Genomic DNA, 20984 nt, shown 5'->3' with positions numbered 1-20984 from the left:
TAACTTGCTCAACGGTTCAAACCGAACGCCTTCTCTGCTTGTGTTCTCTTACTCATGCTTGTCGATCAATTAACTCAACTTTCTTTCGCTCAACTTTTTGACGCGTTGCCCGATGGTATCGTGTATTTCAGGCCGGTACGGGATGGGGCCGACCGGCAGGTGATCGATTTTGTAATTGAATACGCAAATCCAGCCACCCACAAAATAGCACTCGATCAATACCAGTCCCTTGTTGGAACATCGGTGCGTTACAATAACCAGCACGACCGGGTCTATACCGAACGAGTGTTTACACAGTTGAAAGCGGTAGTCGAGACCGGTCAGTCGGATGAGTTCGAGTATTACAACCAAACCATCAACGAGTGGCTTTCAGTTACCCACGCCAAATCGGGCGATGGTGTGCTTAACGTTACCCGGGTCGTTACGGCGGAAAAAGAGGCCGCGCTGCTGAGCGAACGCTAGCAAAAGCTACTAAGCAGCATTCTCAATACGTCCTTGCACTCGACCTTCATTCATGAAGCTATTCGCGACGAAGCCGGACACATCCAGGATTTTAAAGTATTGCTGGTCAATGAGTGGGCTCGTCGGGATGTAATAAACCGGCTGGGGGTTGACCCGGTTGGCAAAACACTGCTGAGTGTCAACCCTGACTCGCGGACGATGGGGCAGTTCAACCTGTTTTGTCAGGTTATCGAGTCGGGCGAACCGGTTCAGGTAGAGCAGTTTTACGAAAACGCGCAAGCGTCCTGGTACAACACATCCATTACGAAGCTAAATGATGGGGTGGTTGTGACAGCATCCGATATCACCGCACAGAAGCAACAGGCCCTGCAAACAGAGCGGCAGCGGGCGCTGCTGGATGGTATCCTGAATGCTTCGCAGGACGCCATTTATGTCCTTGAAGCAGTCCGGGACGAGCAACGAATGGTCGTCGATTTTCGATATACCCATGCTAACCCAATGGTCATTCAACTGTTGGGTTATCCAAGAGATGCCTTGTTTGACGTTTCTTACCTGTCGCTTTTTCCGGAAGCAAAAACGTCCGGGCGCTTTGATCTCTACTGCCAGGTGGTTGAAACAGGTGAAACGATTCAGCGAGAGGTTTTTTATACTAAAAATGGGTTCAGCAACTGGTATGATATAACCGCTGTTCGACTGGGGGATGGTGTGGTACTGTCGGTCAAGGATATCAGTGACCGGAAACGATACGAACAGCAGATAGAGCATCAGGCGGAGCAAAACAGGCGACATGCCGATTATCTGAACGGCGTGTTGCAGGAATCCTCCAACGGTATTCTCGTCCAAACGGCTATCCGGGATACAGATGGGAAAATCGTCGACTTTCAAATTGTTATCGCCAATGAGCAGGGTGCCAGGATTACGAATAAAACCGTTGAGGAGTTAGTCGGTAAAGAGTTTCTGAGCCTGTTTCCCGGTACGATCGAAACCGGTCTGTTCGCCATGTATGTACATACGGTTGAGACAGAAGAACCGCAGACGACAGAGTTGTATTATGATCATGACGGGATTAGGTTATGGCTCAACATAGCTACCAAAAAACTGGACGACGGGCTGGTAATCACCTATTCCGATATCAGCGAAAGAAAGCGGCTTCAGCAGGCACTGGAAGCATCGATTGACGAAACCAAACAGCAGGCCGAACTGACCCGGTCTATGCTTAACGGAGCCATCAACGGGGTGTTGCTGCTCGAACCGCTACGGGATCAGGTCACGGGCCTCGTTACCGATTTTCGGATACGGGGCGGTAACCCGGCGGTGTATGTACTGACAGGGATCGATCCAGACTCGGCCGTTGGGCGTACGATGAGCGACGTCTATCCCGGCTATAAGGAGAATGGCTTCTTCGATCTGTATTGTTGTGCCATGTCGACCGGAGAGCCGCAGCGTATTGAAAATCGGTACCAGGACGATAACCTGGAAGGTTGGTTTGAGGTGTCGGCAATGCGGCAACGGTTTGCTGATGTGGGCGACGGGATTGTACTGACCTTCAGCAATACGACCGAGATGCGTAAGGCACAAGAGGCTATTGAACGGGCGGCCGTGGAGAACAAACGGCAGGCTGAGTTGCTCAATAGTGTGCTGGATAGTTCAAACAGCGGCATTATTGCCTTCGAAGCCATTCGTGATGATCAGGGAAAAATTATAGATTTCCGGTTCATAACGGTCAACGAAGCCTGCGAGCGGATTCTGAATCTGCCGCTGGAAACCATGCGCGGCAATAAACTTCTGACACTCTTTCCGGGGAATGTAGACGCGGGTACGTTCGATCTGTACGTTCACACGACCGAGACCGGCGAGCCGGGCCGTACCGAAACCTATTACAAGTATGATGGTCTGGATTTCTGGCTCGACATTTCAGCCCAGAAATTAGGCGATGGCTTCGTTGTTACCTTCTCCGATATTTCGATTGTAAAGCGATCGGCGCAATTTGTCGAACGGTCGGCTGCCGAACTTCAAACGGTTATCGATACCTCCCAAACGGGCATATTTCTGTTCAGCCCTATTCGGGATCATACAGGCGACGTGGTCGATTTCCGGTTTCGGCTGGCCAACCGGATGCTGGCTGCTTATGTAGGGCAGACACCTGAAGCCGTCATTGGTGAGTTGGGGAGCCGCTGGTTTCCTGATTATAAAACCAATGGTTTGTTCGAGGCCTATCGGAAAACATACCTCACCGGCGAAGCGATGCGGTTTGATATTCATTATGACGGCAGTGGTATCGATGTGTGGCTCGATATTATGACGACTAAAATGGGTGATGAAGTGCTGGTCACATTCGGGGATTATACACCCCTCAAGAAGCTTCAGCAGAAACTGGAATCCTCGATCATTGATCTACAGCGTTCCAATGCCAATCTGGAGCAGTTTGCTTACGTGGCCAGTCATGACCTACAGGAGCCTTTACGGAAAATTCAGGCCTTCGGCGACATTATCGAAACGCAGTATAGCGCCGTTATTGGTGAGCAGGGTACCGATATGATCCGGCGTATGCAACAGGCAGCCGCCCGTATGCAACTGCTCATTAAAGATGTACTGGCCTACTCCCGAATTGCGACCATACGGGATGCGGTTAAATCGGTCGATCTGAGCCAGTTGGTAGCCGAGGTTGTCGATGATCTGGAAACCGCTGTCAGTAAGCAGGGGGCTATCATGTCCATAGAGCCCTTGCCTACCGTGTTGGGAGACGCAGGGCAGCTGCGGCAGTTATTTCAGAACCTGCTCAGCAATGCCCTGAAATTCAGTAAGCCCCGCTACATGGGGGAAGATGTCAATGTGCCGGAGTGGAACCCTATCATTCGGGTTATGGCAACCGTAGCCAAAGGCCGTGATGCTTATCTGTCGGTTCAACCCGGCGACGCTGACCGGTTGTTCCATCTTATTGAAATTACCGATAACGGTATCGGATTTGAGCCTCATCAGGCGGAGCGTATTTTTCAGGTGTTCCAGCGATTGCATAACCGGAGTTCCTATCAGGGTACGGGAATTGGCCTGGCAGTTGTTAAAAAAGTGGTCGAAAATCATAATGGATACATATACGCTATTGGCCGGCCCGGCGAGGGGGCTACCTTCCAGATTTTATTGCCTGCCTGAACACAAGCCGACCTCACCCTCAATTTTACACCTTATTCCCAGGGTTTCGTCGTTACTTTGGTAATTGAATCAACCCAACTCAGTTTTCATGCGTGTTTTTGCTCTTTTAATCGGTCTGCTGGCCGTAAGTGCCTGTAAACTCGAAGTACCTGGTGTAGCCCTTGCCCAGTTTTCATCGGAGCCAACCGTAACACCTATATCGCCCGGTCAGATCGATGAAGCATCCGGTATGGCCGACAGCCGAAGTCAGCCCGGTAATATCTGGATACAGCAGGATAGTGGCAGCCCGGCCGAACTGGCGCTGCTGGGATATGATGGGCAGGTAAAGGGTAAAATTGCCGTTCCGAACGTGGAAAACCGCGATTGGGAAGAACTGGCCATAGGACCCGGCCCGCAGGAAGGTACGAACTACCTGTATATCGGCGAAATCGGGGATAACAACGCTCAATATCCGTTTTCCCAGATCTACCGCCTGCCTGAGCCTGCTAACCTCCAAACACCTATTACCCAGGTTGAGCGCATCAATTTCCGCTATCCCGATGGTCCCCGGGATGCTGAGGCCATGTTCATCGATCCGCCAACCAAAGACATTTATGTCATCTCCAAGCGGGAGAATAACGTGCACCTATACCGCTTGCCTTATCCCCAGAATATCAACGAAGTAACAGTGGCCCAGGAGTATGGCGAACTGCCGTCTTTCGGCCAGGGTTTGCCCGGCTATGTAACGGGCGCGGCTATATCGCCCGATGGTACTGAAATTGTCATCCGCACCTATTCCGGGCTATTTTACTGGAAGCGTAATGCGGGGCAAAGTGTTGCCGATGCGCTGCAAAACGGCACAAGGCGTCAGTTGCCGTATCGGCTGGAGCCACAGGGCGAAGCTATCTGTTTCGACAAAGACAATAGAGGCTACTTTACGGTTAGTGAAAAAGCCAGCGCATCGTCGGTCAATTTGTATTACTACGCCAGAAAATAAAGAAAAAGGCTGACGACCGGGAGCGAAAGACGTTTAGGTAACTGTCTACCGCTCGCTGGCCAGACTTCTGTTCCTATGAAAACCGCTGCTGTTATTGGGGCTGGCATCGCTGGCATTGCGGCCTCAATTCGGCTGGCTGTGAAGGGTTATTCGGTAGATGTGTTTGAGGCCAACGCTTATGCTGGAGGCAAACTCTCGACCTTCTCGCAGGCTACTCCTACCGGTGAGGTGTATCGGTTCGACGCCGGTCCGTCGCTGTTTACAATGCCGCATCTGGTGGACGAACTTTTTCAACTTGCCGGGCGTGATCCATCCGACTATTTTGAGTACGATCGGCTCGATGAAACCTGCCGCTATTTCTGGGATGATGGCACCCGGCTAACAGCTTGGGCCGATCAGGACCGATTTGGACGCGATGTGGAAGCCGTGCTGGGAGAACCTGCCGAACATCTGCATCAGCATCTGGCCGATAGCGCCGTGAAATATGAGGTGACCGAGAAGCTATTTCTGCACCGATCGCTTCATAAGCTGGCTACCTGGTTAAACCGCGACGCGCTGCGCGGCTACCTGAATTTGCCCAAGCTAGGGGTATTCAGTACCATGAACAGCGCCAACGAACGCCGGTTTCGGCACCCTAAACTGGTGCAACTGTTTAACCGATACGCCACATACAACGGCTCCGACCCGTACCAGACACCAGCAACGCTCAATATTATTCCGCACCTGGAATACAACATCGGGGCGTTTTTTCCGAAACAGGGTATGGTCAGTATTACCAACAGCCTGGTGCGGTTGGCCGAGAACCTGGGTGTGCGGTTTCATTACAACAGCCGTATAACCGAAATTGTAACGGAAAAGGAACGGGTGATGGGGTTGATGATAGGGCAGGTCCGTCATCCATTCGACCTGATCGTTTCCAACATGGATGTCGTCAGCACGTTTCGGAAACTGCTGCCAAATGCCCGGCAGCCGGAGCGGATTCTGAAGCAGCCAAAGTCAAGTTCGGGTCTGATATTCTACTGGGGTATCCGGCGGGAGTTTTCGGAACTGGCTCTCCACAACATCTTCTTCAGCACGGACTATCGGGCAGAATTCGATGCCCTGTTCGGCCAGCAGCAACTGTCCGACGACCCAACGATCTACCTCAATATCACCTCAAAACATAAGCCGGACGATGCGCCCGCGGGTTGCGAGAACTGGTTTATTCTGCTCAACGCCCCAAATAACACCGGTCAGGACTGGGATGCGGTTATCGATCGGGCCCGTACCAACGTTATTCGCAAACTCAGCCATGCGCTGGGTGTTGAGGTGGGAGCGCTGATTGAGACGGAGTCGGTGCTGGACCCACGAAGTATCGAAGTCCGTACCTCATCGTCGCAGGGCGCGTTGTACGGCAACAGTTCCAACAATCGGTTTGCGGCCTTTATGCGGCACGCCAACTTCTCTCATGAGTTTAAAAACCTGTATTTCGTCGGGGGTAGCGTGCATCCCGGTGGAGGTATCCCTCTTTGCCTGCTGTCGGCTAAAATTGCGACAGAGTTGATTGGATGAAAAGAAGGAGAGAGGAAGGAAAGGAATAGTTTTTCCGTCCCACTTTGTGCTTTTCCTCCTTTCCTGCCCTTTTCCTTAACTTGCCGCATGGATTCCTCGATTTTGATCATTGTGTTGAGTTTGTCGGTGCTGATTTCGTACGCATTCGATTTGTTCAGCAGCCGTTTCAACACGCCATCGGTACTGTTGCTGTTATTATTGGGGATGATTACCCGGCAGGCAACCGATTATTTCAGTGTGCAAGTCCCTTATGTAGATACAATTCTGCCAACCCTGGGTACCCTCGGGCTTATTCTTATTGTTCTTGAGAATGGGCTCGATCTGGAATTACACACCGAAAAGCTGAGCCTCCTGCGTCGAACGTTACTGGCCTCCCTGTCTTCCATTGTAGGGGCTACGCTGCTTATTGCGGGAACGCTGTACTTATTACTGAACGACTCTTTTTACCACTGCCTGATTGCGGCTCTGCCTTTTTCGATCATTAGTAGCGCGGTGGCTATTCCGGGAGTGGCCAACCTGTCGTCGATGAAACGGGAGTTTGTGGTCTATGAGTCGGCCTTTGCCGGTATTGTAGGCGTTATGGCATTCAACTTTCTGCTGCTCAGTCAGTATTCTATCTGGAGCGCCGTCTGGATATTCACGCGTGACACGCTGACGATGGCGCTGGTGTCGCTGGTTTGCTGCTTCCTGTTGCTATACCTGATTGGGCGAATCAATCACCGTATCAAGTTCCTGCCTATCATTTCGGTTCTGTTTCTGGTTTACGCCATTGCCGAACTCAACCACCTGTCATCGTTATTATTGATCCTGATTTTCGGGCTGTTCCTGAACAACACGGAGTTATTCGTTCGGGGGCGGCTAAGTCTGGTCCTGAAAAACGACCTGTTCGAGAAGGAGCTGGATCAGCTCAAAAATCTGACGGCCGAGGGTGGCTTCGTCGTCCGAACATTTTTCTTTCTCATTCTGGGGTACTCGACCGTACCCCGCGCCCTGATCGATACCGATGCACTCATCGTCAGCGGTTTATTCATTGCCCTGATCATTGCCTGGCGTTGGCTGACGCTTCAGGTAACGTTTCAGGGACGATCGAACCCCCTGCTCTGGATTGCCCCGCGGGGGCTTATTACTATTCTGCTGTATCTCAATATCCCTCAGGATATGCGCCTGCTTGGTTTTCGTGATGGCATTCCCATATTGGTCGTGGTATTGTCATCACTGGTCATGGTAGGGGGCGTTCGCCGGGGCGGGCAGGAGATGTGATAGAGGTCGTAAGGGTCGTAGAAGTCGTAGAAGTCGTAAGGGGCTGACGCGAAAGCAACAAACTTGCGTCAGCCCCTTACGACTTCTCCGACTCCCTTCCCCTCACATATTTCCAAAACGCCCAGAACCGCCGGGTTTTGAGGTAAGTCAGATTATCGTCGTTGGCGAAGGCTTCACGCTCAAAACTGATATGGCGGTAGGCGGCATAATGATCGCGGTATTGAAACCAGCGGATGCCGTATTCAATGCCATACCAGAGGTAGAATAGTAAAATGCCCAGCTCGGCCTGTTGCCGCAGGTGAATCCGTTCGTGATTGATCAGGATAAGGCCGGGATTGGGTTGCCGCACCAGAATAAACGGGAACAGCGCCATACCGTCAGGGCCGAGGGAAGGAATCTGGATAATAAATTTATTGATTGTCGCCAAGAGTCTGACCGGTTGATGGTGTCGAAACGGGTGGGGCTATTTTATTTTTATCGTTTCTTTGCCCTGGGGCTGCTGCCTGTATGACAAAAAACGGACAACTTCGGTTTCCTACTTTATGATCACCTCATTACTCATTCTCTTCGTTGCCGGTTACCTGCTCATCACGCTCGAGCATGCCATTAAAATCAACAAGACCGCTACCTCCCTCATTACAGGCATTGTATGCTGGGCGGTTTATGCGCTCTCTGGTGCCGACCCCGAGGCCGTAAGCCACCAGTTGGGCGAGCACCTGACGGGCGTTGCCGAAATCCTGTTCTTCCTGTTGGGTGCTATGACCGTTGTCGAACTGATCGACGCGCATGATGGATTTACGCTGATTACCGACCGGATTTCCAGCCGCAACACCCGGGTACTGCTGTGGGTAATCTGCCTGCTTACGTTTTTCCTGTCGGCGCTGCTGGATAACCTGACTACGGCGATCGTGATGGTATCGGTGGCGCGAAAGCTGGTCAAGAATACGGAGCAACGGCGAGTCATTGCGGGTATGATCATCGTATCTGCCAATGCAGGCGGTGCCTGGTCGCCCATCGGCGACGTAACAACGACCATGCTCTGGATTGGCGGTCAGGTAACCACCATAAATATTATTCGTGAGTTGATACTGCCAAGCCTGGTGGCTCTGTTGGTACCGCTGGTAATTCTGACGATGCGCTACAAGGCCGATACCCAGGTGGCTACATCCAGTGCCCGGCAGGGCATCAGCCGACCCTACGTAACCCCGGCTGCCCGGCGCGAACGCCGGATCATGCTGGCCATCGGCCTCGGTGGGATGGTGTTTGTACCCATCTTCAAGACCTTCACGCATTTGCCGCCTTATATGGGTATGATGCTGGTATTGGGTTGTATATGGGTCGCATCGGAGGTGCTGCATAGCGACAAGGACGAAGCCGAACGGCAGAAGTACACGGCCGCCTATGCCCTGAGCCGGATCGATGCGCCGAGTATTCTGTTTTTTCTGGGCATTCTGCTGGCCGTGGGCGCGCTGGAGTCAACGGGTATTCTGCGGGCGCTGGCCGAGTCACTATCGCGTTCGGTTGGTAATCTGGATCTTATCATACTATTGATCGGTGCCGTATCGGCCGTAGTCGACAATGTGCCAATTGTAGCCGCCACCATGGGCATGTATGACCTACAAACTTACCCTGCCGATGCCAAGCTGTGGGAATTTCTGGCCTACTGCGCCGGGACAGGCGGTAGTATGCTGCTGATCGGATCGGCTGCGGGCGTGGCCGTGATGGGTATGGAACGGCTCGCCTTTGGCTGGTATCTGCGTAATATCAGCTGGCTGGCACTTATCGGGTATGTGGCTGGCGCACTGGTTTATTTAGCCGAATTCGCTTTGTCGGGCCATTAGTGTGCTTCGTAGTGGGCTTGGTGATTCATGATTCATCGGCTACATTTGGCAACCACCCTAAACCCGGATAAACGATGCGAAAAGTTCTTGCCCTCCTGTTGTTTATGCCTATGCTCTGGCATTCGGCAACCGCCCAGCCATCGCCCACAGTCGATGAGATTCTGGATAAATACGTGGCCGCTATCGGCGGTAAAGACGCCCTGATGGCCGTTACGGATATGACCACAAACATGTCCAGCGAAACCGAACGGGGTGCCATTATTATCACCCGAAAGCAAAAAATGCCCAACAAATTCTCGATGCTGATCAATGCGAACGGGATGGAGGTGATGAAGCAAACCGGCGATGGGCAGAAGGTGCTGATGGGAGGGATGCAGGGCAGCCAGACGATCGATGGTCCGGCCGCGCAGCAGATGACGCTGATGAATACGCTGTTTCCTGAACTGCATTATGCCGAGAATGGGGTAAAATCTACGCTCGTTGGCCCCGAGAAAGTGGACGGCAAGGATACCTACAAACTGAGCCATGCCACCGCCGATGGTTCCAGCGTATGGACTGATAACTTCGATGTGACGACCGGCCTGAAAGTGCAATCCGTGGTGACGGCCAAATCGCCACGGGGCGAAATGAAAACAACGTCTGTTTACTCGGATTACAAGGCTACAAATGGGATAAAATTCCCGATGACCATTGTTCAGCAGTCGCCACGAGGTCCAATGACCATGTCTGTCGACAATGTGAAAATTAATAAAGGCCTGAAAGATTCAGATTTTAAAGCGCAGTAGGCGTGGGGACGAAAAGCGGAACTGTTGGCATAAGAATTCGTTTGCTTCAACGCCGATAGTTCCGCCTGGCACACGAATCAAATTTTGATACGTTCGGCGCTGTCGGGGGCTTCGGGTCCTAACTGGTCGCTCAAAATAAGAACCAGGATTAGTCCGGCCGTAATGCCCAGTAAGGTTATGGTATCCAGCGATGTGGTCAGGCGAATAATGATCAACACAAGCGCCAGTCCAAACCGGGCGGCTATGCCACGGACGAAACTCGGGTGCGGTGGCCCCGACAGTAAGCTAGTCAGGCTAATACCCGCTTCGATCAGAAAATACCCCGCTACCGAGCCCGTCATAAGCCACTGTACCGGTGCCGACAGCCGGGGTGCATCGACTCCTTCAATAGCCAGTGTCAAGCCAACTCCTGCCATAGTCAGTGCTACGGTGAGCGGCAAGTGCAGGTAGAGCCAGATGGTATAGGGTCGCGTGCTCTTGCCCGCGCTCACCTGACGAACGGCATCGTCATCGAGCCGGTCGAAGTAAGCCCACCAGAGGCCAATAATAATAAAGCCCCCCAGTATAGTAGCCAGTACGGTGTTGGTTTCGAAACCACTTTTGATCAGTCCCTGCGCTGCACTGGAGACCGTTTGACCGAGCAAAATGAGCGTAAACAACCCGTACCGTTCGGGAAGGTGGCGCACGTCGGGCGGGAGTGCGTTGTGGAGCCGCCCACCCGATGAAGTCAACGGCGTGCCTAGTTCGATACATAGGGCCAGTATCCATAAGCCGTAGCGATAGGGCACCGGTACAAAGGCTGACCCAATCCAGACGAGTATAGAAAGGCCAAAGCCGATACAGAGGTGACGGATATAGGGCCTGGCTTCGGAAACATATACCCACGCCCGTCCATACTCGATGAGTAATATGATACGCACAGCTGAATAAGTCAATGCATAGATCATCGACGGTAGATTCTGCTCCAACGCTTTGGGAATGGTAGCGGCCAACACGATCAGTCCCAGAAGCTGAAGGCTACCCAGCGACCGATGGACAACGTCCCGTTCGGAATCGAAGCGGGTGGAATAGTGTGTTTCTCCGTTCCATAACCACCATACCGGTACATAGAGCAAAAAAAAGCCTGCCAGCGCCCATCCGCTCAGCGATGTCAGCAGGCGCTGTGCCAACTGGGCCACAATGACGGTAAAGACCAGGTCGTTGAATAGCTCGGCCCACGAAGTTCGGCGGACACTGTGTTTCTCCGTAGAACGAAGTTGGGGTACTTTGGATAGCGATGCGTCGGGCATGGAGCGAAAACGGGCGTTTGTCGGACCATATAACGTTCTGTACCATGCGCTGGTTATCTCATTTCTTCCAGTTGCTCACCAGGACCTGCCTGGCGGGTAGTCATCAGGAAGCCGTTGGTCAACGGATAGCGACCGCTACAAATTCCGGATAAACTCTTCCAGGGCGTTCAGATGGTCGGAAAACGCTTGTCGGCCGTTTGCGGTGGCTGAATAAGTAGTATTTGGTTTGCGCCCGATGAACTGTTTCTGCACAGCCACATAGCCCGACTCTTCCAGCGCCCGTAAATGGGTAGCGAGGTTACCGTCGGTAAGGCCGAGAAGCTCTTTAAGCGCGTTGAAACTCTGGGTGTCGTTAACCATCAGTACCGACATGATATTCAGACGCGCTTTGCTCTCGAATGCTTTATTAAATTGAGCCAGCAGGTCCTTCATGCCGTATTTCGTTCATATTTGTAATACATCGCCAGGCCGTAAACGATGTGTAGAATGCCGAAGCCAAGGGCCCAGGCCAGCAGGTTATAACCCGGCCAGAACAGAGATAGCAGGCCCAGCCCGATCTCACAATAACCCAGCGATTCGACGTCGCGGAGGGTATACTTACTTCCGTTGAGCAACGCCAGTCCGTAAAAGATAAGCGTGGCTGGAAACGCCAGCCAGATCATGTTGTAGTAGAGCATGGCAATGCAAAACACGCCCCCGGTTGCCAGCGGCACAGCCATTGCCCAGACAAGTCGTTTGGAACTGGCATTCCAGACGGTATGGTTTTGCCGGCGGGCCTTACGAACGGTAAAGTAGGTGCCAGCCAGCAGGGCCGCTATTAGCACGACCAAGGCTACCGTTACCAGAAATTGGGTAATGCGCTGATGATCTGACAGGTCATACAAATCGAGCCGATCGTAGCTCAGCGGCTGGAACCAGTCCGTGTGTAGCCGGCCATACACAACGGCTGCTCCCGCCAGCGCAATCAGCCCGGCAGAAACGCCTGACAGGCCACTCAGCGACAAGAACTTGGCCGAGCGCTCCATCAGGCTGCGGATCTCCGTCAGCGTTTGTAAATGTTCGCGTGATTCGTGCATGGAATAAAGTAGTAGTCGAAATACAATCGTATAGAGAGAACGTTGCGGGTTGTCATTTAACGGGCAGTGGCCAAAGTGTCAATGCTTTGCCGCCCAGCACCAGGGTCCCCGAAATAACGGCCGTGATGGCCAGAATGAGCACCGCACCGGACGACATGTCTTTGATCGCTTTTATTTGTGGATGCAAGCCCGGCGATACAAAGTCGCAAAGTTTTTCGATGGCTGTGTTTAGTGCTTCTGCTGCCCAGACCAATCCGATCTGTGTCAGAATAATGGCCCATTCGACACGGCTCAGGTCCAGCCAGCATCCAGCAGCAACGACCAGGCCAGCGATAAGCAGATGAACTTTTGCATTGTTTTCGTAGCGAAACAGATCGATAATGCCCTGCCCGGCAAACCGAAAGCTCCGCAAGACTTTACGCCCGTTTATCATAATCGACGTACCAGTAAAAGGCCACGTACAACACGGCCAGTACAAATCCATAAGCCAGTGTTAGTTTCAGGCTTAAGTGATCCTGCAATACGTTTGTTAAAGCATCGATCAGGGCGAAAGGTTTTGTTAATACGTTCCAGCTGTTCCACCGGCCAAATCGGCCAAGATAAATGCCAAACCCCGCCAGCAACTGACTCGCCAGCATGAGCACCCAGGCAAACCATCCCCCCGTCAATGGGCGCAGCATCCGGTGGACGATAACTGTGGAATATAAACCGGCCAGCAGCCCTGTCTGCGCAAACAGGAAAAGTGTCATGGTATCGAACCATAAGAGGGGAGCCTCCAGGTTTCGGATGTGGAACAGGTCTGTGATGATATACGGAGCATTGGGCAAAAACGCCAGCCATACCATCAATCCGGTCGCCATCAACCACCGGTTCATAAATCCCGCCATGCGCAGGTCCCGCAGGACCAGCACCACCCCCAACGGAAAGAAGGCCAGAAACAGGTTCCAGGTCAACATAATGAAGAACCACCAGTTTCCTGTCAGCAGCCCCCGCGCCGTTACCAGACTCAACCCGGCCAGGGTTAACACGGCCAGCGCGACAAGCCCTTTGCCGGGCTTGGCCCGACCCGGCTGCTCAACGAGAGCCTGAACGAAGGGAGAAAGTGTGCGTTGCATAAAGCTATTTAAAGTACTTTGTGATGCAAAGTAAATGGAGGATTTCGGTCTGGCAAGTAAAACATGAATAAATCTTTTGATTGGTACCGGCTGGTTGAGTTACTACTGGTCAATGCGCCATTCCGGGCGAATCGTCAGTGCGGGCCGGATTACATTGATCTGCCGTTCGGTCGCGGCTGGGTCACTGATCGTTGCAATGACAAACTCGGCTGCTTTGCGCCCCATCTCATAAGGGAACTGTTCAATGGAGGCAATGGGTGGCTGTTCGAGGTAGGCGCAGAAGGAGAGATTAGAATAGCTGACGAAGAAAATATCCTGATTGATGACTAAACCCCGCTCCCGGCAAACCTGCATAGCGTCGAGCGCAATGTAGTCGTGAAAAGCCAGAACGGCCCTGGGTGGCTCTGGCAGTTCGAGCAACTCGTTCATGGCGCGAATGGTATTGTCTCTGGACAGGTCGAGATTTTTCAGGTACGCCTGATTTACCGGGACACCCCGACTGGCCAGCGCGGTCAGGTAGCCTGTCAGCCGTTCGTCGGTGGCCTGAAGCGTACCGGGGCCGTTGAGAAGAGCGATCCGGTCTATTCCCCGCCTGAACAGATAGTCCACGGCCTCTGTGGTTACTTCGGTCAAATCGGCATAGACGCAGCTGTTGGGCAAGTTACGGGCAACACGATCGAAAAAGACGATAGGCAACCCGTGATTGTTCACCGTTGAAAAATGGTCGTTGTTATGGGTTTCTGAAGCCAGCGATACAATGATGCCATCTACGCCATGTTTGATGAAGGTGCTGATCGCTATCCGCTCCCGTTCGTAGTCGTTGCGTGACTGCATCAGCAGTACGCTGTAGCCTTCGCCGATGGCCACATCTTCGATGCCCGAAATAGCCATGGAAAAAAACTGTTCGGTCAGGAACGGCAGTACTACGCCGATGTTGAACGTACGCTTCCGTTTCAGGTTGATCGCGGTCGAATTGGGCACGTAACCCCATTGCTCGGCTAACTCATGCACCCGTTCCCGCGTACGCAGGCCAATGCGGGGATGGTCCTGTAACGCCCGCGAAACCGTCGATACGGTAACGCCCAGTTGTTGGGCAATGGACTTCATGGTAGCCGGATGGAGCATACAAGTAGAGAACATCAGTTCGTAAACCAGTATATCTGGAAAACGCAGGATGGCAAATTACTCAAAATTGCGCAACCGATTGTTCATGAGTGAACAATCGGTTGCGCAGGAAAAAGACGCGCTGCTCGCGTTAATTCGATTTTGCCAGGGTTCGTAAAGGGTTACTTTTGTTTGGGTAGGCAGATATTTCCTTAGTGAAAATTACGTATTTCTAATCAATGGCAACAAGGAGCGATAGTGTAGTGTCGGTTTCAACACCGGGTCGAATATGTCTTTTTGGTGAACATCAGGATTATTTAGGTTTGCCGGTCATTGCTGCGGCTATTTCCCGGCGTATCCACTTGACGGCTGTTCCCCGTTCTGACAGTCAGGTGCATATTCATCTGCCGGATATTGGGAAGTCGGAATCATTCGACCTGAAAGGACCCCTTACCTACGTAGCAAAACGCGATTATTTCAGGAGTGCCGTTAATGTGCTGCGCCGGGATGAAGGCATCCGGTTGTCGACCGGGTTCGACGTTACGGTTCGGGGTACGATCCCGATCAATGCCGGTACATCGAGTTCGTCGGCGCTGGTCGTTAGCTGGGTCAGTTTACTCCTCCAGATGGCCGACAACCCGCTGTCTTTCTCCCGGGAAGCCATAGCGGGCATAGCGCATCGGGCTGAGGTCCTTGAGTTTGGCGAACCGGGGGGGATGATGGACCATTACGCCACGGCCGTTGGCGATATTATTTATCTGGAATCTGAACCGGCCATTCGAATTGATCATCTGCGTCCAACGCTCGGTACGTTCGTTCTGGGCGATTCGTGTGAGCCAAAAGACACGTTGGGCATACTAAAACACGTAAAATTCGGGATGCTGGATGCATTAAAAAAAATCAGCGCCCATCACCCTGCCTTCGACCTGTATACGGCACCGCTGGCTTCGGCTATTGATTATCGCCACCTGCTGACCGCCGATGAATTGAGTCTGCTTCAAAGCAATTTATCGGATCGCGATATACTTCGGGAGGCACTGGAGTTACTTCGTGGGCCTGTTATGGACGACGCCTATCTGGGGTCTTTGTTAAACAAACATCAGGATAACCTGCGCGACGCCAAGCGCATTTCAACGCCCAAAATAGACCGGATGTTGACGGCTGCCCTACAGGCGGGCGCGATGGGGGGTAAAATTAACGGGTCGGGAGGGGGTGGCTGTATGTTTGCCTACGCTCCCAAATACCCGGAAACGGTGGCTGAAGCTATAGAAAAAGAGGGCGGTAAAGCGTATGTGATCACGGTCGATGAAGGTACCGTAGTCGATCCTGTTAGGGAGACGCACCATCTATAAAGCGATATAATTAAAACTACATCTACCATTCTCCTTGCCAGCGGGAAATACTCAAGCCCGGATCAGCATCCACAGGAAATATGGTATATGTACAAGTATATAGTTAAAAATTTTGAGAATAGAAGTACGGTTAGAATAAAATTTTATTAATTCGAGTATTAACCTAAATAAATACCAATCACTATGTTTAAACACTTACTCTCCTGTCTGGTGGTTCTGCTGCTGGCAACAGGCTCCCTGTGGGCGCAGGATCAGTCGATAACCGGCCTACTGCGCGATGAGCAGGATCAGGCCATCTCGGGGGCAAATGTGGTCATCAAAGGGACTTCACGAGGCACTACGACGGATGCGGCCGGTGAATTTCGCTTAGCCATATCCGGTGCCAACACGGTATTGACCGTTTCTTCTGTAGGCTATGTATCGAAAGACGTAACTGTGTCGCCGGGTCAGTCCCGGCTAACGGTAGTACTGGCATCGGATGACCGGGTGTTGGGCGAAGTTGTTGTAACGGCCCTGGGTATCAAACGCGACGCCAAAGCGCTGAGTTACGCCACGCAAACCATCAAGCCGGCTCAGATCAATGAGGTTCGGGATGGCAACGTACTAAATACGCTACAGGGAAAAATTGCCGGGGCTTACATCACACAGGGCTCAGGTGGGCCGGGTACCGGTTCGCGGATTGTGTTGCGGGGCAACCGCTCTATCCAGGGCTCGAACAACGCGCTGATGGTAGTCGATGGTGTTCCTATCAACAACAGCACCTTCGGGCAGGCCACCAATGATTTTGGCAGTGTTGCCAATTCGGATGGCGCGTCGAACATCAATCCGGATGATATTGAGAATGTAACGGTCCTGCGGGGCGCTTCGGCAGCGGCTCTGTATGGCAGTCAGGCTGCCAATGGCGTCATCCTGATAACGACCAAACGCGGGAAAACGGGTCGGGTGTCGGTAGACGTAAACGCCGGCGTTTCAGTGGACAAACCATTTTCACTACCCGCTGTACAAAATCAGTATGGGCAGGGTGTTGGCGGTAAGCTGGACCCCGCTGTCGGGTCTAGCTGGGGCGCAGCCATGACCGGGCAGTCCTACACAAATTACCTTGACAATGCGGCTTCGTACGCTGCCCAGCCGAATAACATCCGCGATTTCTTCCGGACAGCCGTTAGCCTCAACAATTCCATCGGTATTACGGGTGGATCGGAGCGTTCACAAACTTATTTCTCGTACACCAACAACTCGTTGCAGGGAACCGTACCCGGTAATAATCTGAACCGGAACACGGTCAACCTGCGGTTGTCGAACCAGATCAGCTCGAAACTGTCGACCGACGCGAAGGTGACGTATATAAACCAGTCGGTGGTGAACAAGCCCCGGACGGGTGAAGAGAACGCGCCGGTGATCAACCTTTACCAGATTCCCCGGAACGTTAGCCTGAGCGATGCTAAAAACTATGCTTCGCCCAATGCTTTTGGTCAGCCAGCCCCAACGGCCTGGCCGTCGACGCTATCGTCTATCTATCAGAATCCGTACTGGATGGTAAACGAGACCGCCATCAATCAGTATCGGGACCGGGTTATCGGGTTTGTGCTGGCCAAGTATCAGCTAACTGATTTTCTGAGTATTCAGGGGCGGGCCAACCTGGATAAATACTTCGACAAGAACGAGGAGAGCTACGGGCAGGGAACAATCCTGTGGGCCAATCAGGCGGGGGGTAAGTTCTCCCGGAACAATATTGTCAACACCCAGAGCTGGTATGATCTCTTGATCGAGGGAAAAAACAAACTGGGACCGGACTTCACGCTCGATTACCAGGCGGGGGCGATCATTCAGGATACGCGCTACCAGTCGACCAATGCTCTGGCCGATGGGTTGAACGTGCCGAACCGGTTTAACCTGAACTTTGGTACAAACCAGAGCCTGACCGATGATTTTACGCGGATACAAACACAATCACTGTTCGGGCAGGTGTCGCTGGCCTGGCGGGATGCTATTTTCGTGAATGCCAGCCTGCGGAATGACTGGGCCTCTACGTTGCCAAAGCCCTACTCATTTCAGTATCCATCGATAGGCGCTTCGGTCGTTCTGTCGGATCTGCTCAAACTGTCGGGGCCGTTATCCTTCCTGAAGATCAACGGTTCCTACGCACAGGTGGGTAACGGAGCGGATGCTTATCTGTTACAAACCAATTACTCGTATGGCCAGGGAGCGGGGTCTGGATTTATCAGCCGGGATGGTACGCAGGCTATTGGTAACCTGAAGCCTGAGATCACGAAAAGTCTCGAAGTTGGAGTCGATGCCCGCTTTTTCAGCAACCGCATCGGTGCCACGATTACGGCTTATAAAACCAATTCGATCAACCAGTTGCTGAAATTAGGACTGGCACCCGCATCGGGCTTCAAAGATCAGTACATCAATGCCGGCGACATCCGCAACATGGGTCTCGAAATAGTGATCAATGGAACGGCCATCAAAACCGACCGCTTCAGCTGGGACCTGGGCCTTAACATGGGCCTGAACCGGAATAAGATCGTAAGCCTGTCGCCCGATATCAAAACGGCGTTCCTTTCGGGCGGATTTGGCCGGTCGGCATCACCTATCGTGAAGGAAGGCGGTTCTTACGGTGATATCGTGTCTTACCGCTGGCAGAAAGACGCCACTACAGGACAGTACCTGGTTGGCTCGCAGTCGACGAGCCCTGCGGTTTCGGAGGCTTCGATTGTCTCTACCGGGCTACCTGTGGCTACCAAAGAACAGGAGTACATCGGCAATTTCAACCCAAAAATGCTGCTGGGCTTGACGAACACCTTCACGTTCAAAGGCTTTTCGCTTCGTGTGCTGGTCGACGGACGGATGGGCGGCATAGCCGTATCGGGTACTGAGATGAACCTGGCGTTCAGTGGTATTCCAGAAGTAACGGCTAAAAACCGCGAAGGGGGCTGGATCTTGCCTGCCGTCACGGCTGGCGTCGCCGGGTCCGACGGCGTAACGACGGTGGGTGCCGGAAGACCCAATGCGCAGGCTATTACCGCCGAGCAATTCTGGCAAACGGTGTCGGGGAAACGCTACGGCTGGGGTGAGTTCTTCGCCTATGATGCGACCAACGTCCGGCTTCGGGAGCTGTCGATCGGTTACGGTATTCCGGTGCCTTCCAACTTTTTCATCAAGTCGGCTCGCCTGTCGTTCGTAGCGCGTAACCTGTTCTGGATTTACCGGGGTAGTTCCATTCTGGACATTCCCGGTATTGGAAAACGCAAGATGTGGTTCGACCCCGACGTGAACATCGGCAATGGTAACTTTCAGGGGGTTGAATACGGTACGCTACCCTCGAACCGGAGCGTTGGTTTGAATCTGAAACTTTCTTTTTAACCTGAAATCATCGATACCATGCTATCATATAAAACTTTATTTCGACAGACGTTTGTGGCCGCCTGCCTGTCGACGCCCCTGTTCCTGGCAGTTGGATGCACCAAGAACTTTGATGAGATCAACACAAACAAAACCAAAGTCACGATCATTGGGGCGGGTGAGATTCCGTATCTGTTTTCCAAAGCACAGTCGGCGGCAACGCTTCCTGGCGGCAACTATCAGGTCGGACAAAACCTTTTTTCCGACCAGTACGCGCAGTATTTCGCCTGTGTAGCTACTTACTTTCCTTCAGACCGGTTTGTGATCCGGATGGACTGGCTGGGCGGTCCCTGGACGGCTATGTATACGGAAGCCGTGCCGCAGATGAAAACCATTCTGGCAAGTACCGATGTCAATTCATCCGAGAATGCGCTCACCAATATCTGGTGGGTGTATACCTTTCACCGCTGGACGGATTATGTGGGTCCGATCCCGTATTTCAAGGCGGGCGAACCCGCTACTTCGGTAGCCTATGATGCACAGGATAAGATCTACGATGATTTTTTCAAGCGGCTGGCGGCAGCTACGGCGGTGCTGAAAGACAAAACGTCGGATAAGCCGTTTGGGGCATTCGATCTTGTGTATGGGGGTGATGTAAGCAAATGGATCAAGTTTGCAAATACCCTGCGGCTACGGCTGGCGTTGCGGATATCGAAGGTCGATCCGGCCCGGGCTAAAACAGAAGCAGAAGCCGCTGTGGCTGGCGGAGTACTGACAACCAGCCCGGGCGATGATGCGCTGGTACAGCGGAGTACCAAAGGGGGCGATAATAACGGCCTGGCCATCATGTCGGACTGGAACGAGTTTCGGATGAGTGCGGCTATGGAATCGGTGCTGAAGGGGTATGAAGACCCGCGGCTGCCTACCTATTTCATGCCCGCCGTGAAAACCAATACGTATGAAGGTTTACGGAACGGCCTGGCCACAACGCAGCTGACAGACCCCATCAATACGGCCGACAATAACTCGCACGTCGGCCAGCGCTGGACCTCAACCGGACTGGCTACACCCCAAAACGTCATGGCTACGGCTGAGTCGTATTTCCTGCGGGCCGAAGGTGCGCTCAACGGCTGGAACATGGGCGGCACGGCAAAGGATTTTTATGAGAAAGGGATCGCTACCTCTATGACCCAATGGGGCGTTACGGATGCCGCGGCTATCCGGGCGTACCAGACCAGCACCAAAACGCCTGTTGCTCCCGGCGACTTCATGAAATCGGCCCCGTTGAGTACCATTCCCGTGGCCTGGGGTAGCACCGAAGCCATACAGCGGGAGCAGATCGGCACCCAGAAATGGCTGGCTATCTTCCCTGATGGCTTCGAAGGATGGGCTGAATACCGCCGGACCCGTTATCCAAAACTGTATCCGGTCGTGAGTTCCGACAATCCGGATATTCCAGCCGGAGGAGTGTTGCGCCGGATACCTATTCTCCTGATCGAGCAGCAAACGAACGCCGTGGAAGCGAAAAAAGCGGTGTCACTGCTGAACGGTCCCGACAAAGTGACGACGCCGTTATGGTGGGATAAGAACTAATAGAGATTAAGTTTACCGAATGTCGCGAAAGCGGGCGATTCTTCGTCCGCTTTCGCCCTTTCAATGCCAACCGTATCGGGTACTG

General features: G+C 52.8%; 17 protein-coding genes. 10 read left to right on the top strand and 7 right to left on the bottom strand.

The genetic code is table 11. The annotated features are described in order from the left end of the window. Positions 1 to 54 precede the first annotated feature (54 nt). From FH603_RS02350 to FH603_RS02330, 5 genes are all read left to right on the top strand, one after another. The gene (locus FH603_RS02350; protein ID WP_186735667.1) at positions 55 to 462 is read left to right on the top strand and encodes a hypothetical protein; all 408 of its coding nucleotides are present in this window, start codon (positions 55 to 57) and stop codon (positions 460 to 462) included. Positions 463 to 495: 33 nt separating this feature from the next. Beyond that, positions 496 to 3612, top strand: coding sequence for a PAS domain-containing sensor histidine kinase (locus tag FH603_RS02345; protein ID WP_186735665.1), 3117 nt, complete (start codon positions 496 to 498; stop codon positions 3610 to 3612). 88 nt (positions 3613 to 3700) lie between these two features. After that, entirely contained in the window at positions 3701 to 4588 is an 888-nt protein-coding gene (locus FH603_RS02340) for a PE-PGRS family protein (protein ID WP_186735657.1), read from the top strand. A 75-nt stretch (positions 4589 to 4663) separates the two neighbouring features. Then, complete coding sequence (gene crtD / locus FH603_RS02335; protein ID WP_186735655.1) at positions 4664 to 6139, top strand: 1-hydroxycarotenoid 3,4-desaturase CrtD; 1476 nt, start codon at positions 4664 to 4666, stop codon at positions 6137 to 6139. Between the two features lie 87 nt (positions 6140 to 6226). Further along, on the top strand, positions 6227 to 7399 hold the full coding sequence (locus FH603_RS02330; protein ID WP_186735653.1) for a cation:proton antiporter: 1173 nt from the start codon (positions 6227 to 6229) through the stop codon (positions 7397 to 7399). Positions 7400 to 7475: 76 nt separating this feature from the next. Here FH603_RS02330 and FH603_RS02325 read toward each other — a convergent pair whose 3' ends face one another. After that, complete coding sequence (locus tag FH603_RS02325; RefSeq protein ID WP_186735741.1) at positions 7476 to 7772, bottom strand: hypothetical protein; 297 nt, start codon at positions 7770 to 7772, stop codon at positions 7476 to 7478. Between the two features lie 169 nt (positions 7773 to 7941). Between FH603_RS02325 and nhaD the strand changes: the two genes are divergently transcribed. Both nhaD and FH603_RS02315 read left to right on the top strand, forming a co-directional pair. Next, positions 7942 to 9240, top strand: coding sequence for a sodium:proton antiporter NhaD (nhaD, locus tag FH603_RS02320; RefSeq protein ID WP_186735651.1), 1299 nt, complete (start codon positions 7942 to 7944; stop codon positions 9238 to 9240). Between the two features lie 74 nt (positions 9241 to 9314). Beyond that, the gene (locus FH603_RS02315; protein ID WP_186735649.1) at positions 9315 to 10025 is read left to right on the top strand and encodes a LolA-like protein; all 711 of its coding nucleotides are present in this window, start codon (positions 9315 to 9317) and stop codon (positions 10023 to 10025) included. A gap of 77 nt (positions 10026 to 10102) precedes the next feature. Here the strand turns inward: FH603_RS02315 and FH603_RS02310 are convergent, their stop codons facing one another. The 6 genes from FH603_RS02310 to FH603_RS02285 form a co-directional block, all read right to left on the bottom strand. After that, the gene (locus tag FH603_RS02310) at positions 10103 to 11314 is read right to left on the bottom strand and encodes a low temperature requirement protein A (RefSeq protein WP_186735647.1); all 1212 of its coding nucleotides are present in this window, start codon (positions 11312 to 11314) and stop codon (positions 10103 to 10105) included. A gap of 135 nt (positions 11315 to 11449) precedes the next feature. After that, positions 11450 to 11746, bottom strand: coding sequence for a winged helix-turn-helix domain-containing protein (locus FH603_RS02305; protein ID WP_186735645.1), 297 nt, complete (start codon positions 11744 to 11746; stop codon positions 11450 to 11452). Continuing rightward, entirely contained in the window at positions 11743 to 12390 is a 648-nt protein-coding gene (locus FH603_RS02300; protein WP_186735643.1) for a hypothetical protein, read from the bottom strand. Before FH603_RS02300 ends, FH603_RS02305 begins: the two co-directional genes overlap by 4 nt. Positions 12391 to 12442: 52 nt before the next feature. Further along, on the bottom strand, positions 12443 to 12823 hold the full coding sequence (locus FH603_RS02295) for a diacylglycerol kinase family protein (protein WP_186735641.1): 381 nt from the start codon (positions 12821 to 12823) through the stop codon (positions 12443 to 12445). Beyond that, on the bottom strand, positions 12807 to 13505 hold the full coding sequence (locus FH603_RS02290; protein WP_186735639.1) for a DUF1361 domain-containing protein: 699 nt from the start codon (positions 13503 to 13505) through the stop codon (positions 12807 to 12809). Before FH603_RS02290 ends, FH603_RS02295 begins: the two co-directional genes overlap by 17 nt. 102 nt (positions 13506 to 13607) lie before the next feature. Further along, positions 13608 to 14645, bottom strand: a complete 1038-nt coding sequence (locus FH603_RS02285) for a LacI family DNA-binding transcriptional regulator (protein ID WP_244967983.1) — start codon at positions 14643 to 14645, stop codon at positions 13608 to 13610. A gap of 203 nt (positions 14646 to 14848) precedes the next feature. Between FH603_RS02285 and FH603_RS02280 the strand changes: the two genes are divergently transcribed. The 3 genes from FH603_RS02280 to FH603_RS02270 all read left to right on the top strand — a co-directional run bounded on the left by FH603_RS02280 (position 14849) and on the right by FH603_RS02270 (position 20899). Continuing rightward, a complete protein-coding gene (locus FH603_RS02280; protein ID WP_186735637.1) occupies positions 14849 to 15961 on the top strand; it encodes a mevalonate kinase family protein in 1113 nt (370 codons plus the stop codon). A 183-nt stretch (positions 15962 to 16144) separates the two neighbouring features. Continuing rightward, complete coding sequence (locus FH603_RS02275; RefSeq protein ID WP_186735635.1) at positions 16145 to 19327, top strand: SusC/RagA family TonB-linked outer membrane protein; 3183 nt, start codon at positions 16145 to 16147, stop codon at positions 19325 to 19327. An 18-nt stretch (positions 19328 to 19345) separates the two neighbouring features. Continuing rightward, complete coding sequence (locus FH603_RS02270) at positions 19346 to 20899, top strand: SusD/RagB family nutrient-binding outer membrane lipoprotein (RefSeq protein WP_186735633.1); 1554 nt, start codon at positions 19346 to 19348, stop codon at positions 20897 to 20899. Positions 20900 to 20984: the final 85 nt, after the last annotated feature.

This window comes from Spirosoma utsteinense (assembly GCF_014282275.1).
Taxonomy (GTDB): Bacteria; Bacteroidota; Bacteroidia; order Cytophagales; family Spirosomataceae; genus Spirosoma; species Spirosoma utsteinense.
Note: the sequence above shows the minus strand (reverse complement) of the source record. Positions and strands in the feature narration are given on the sequence as shown.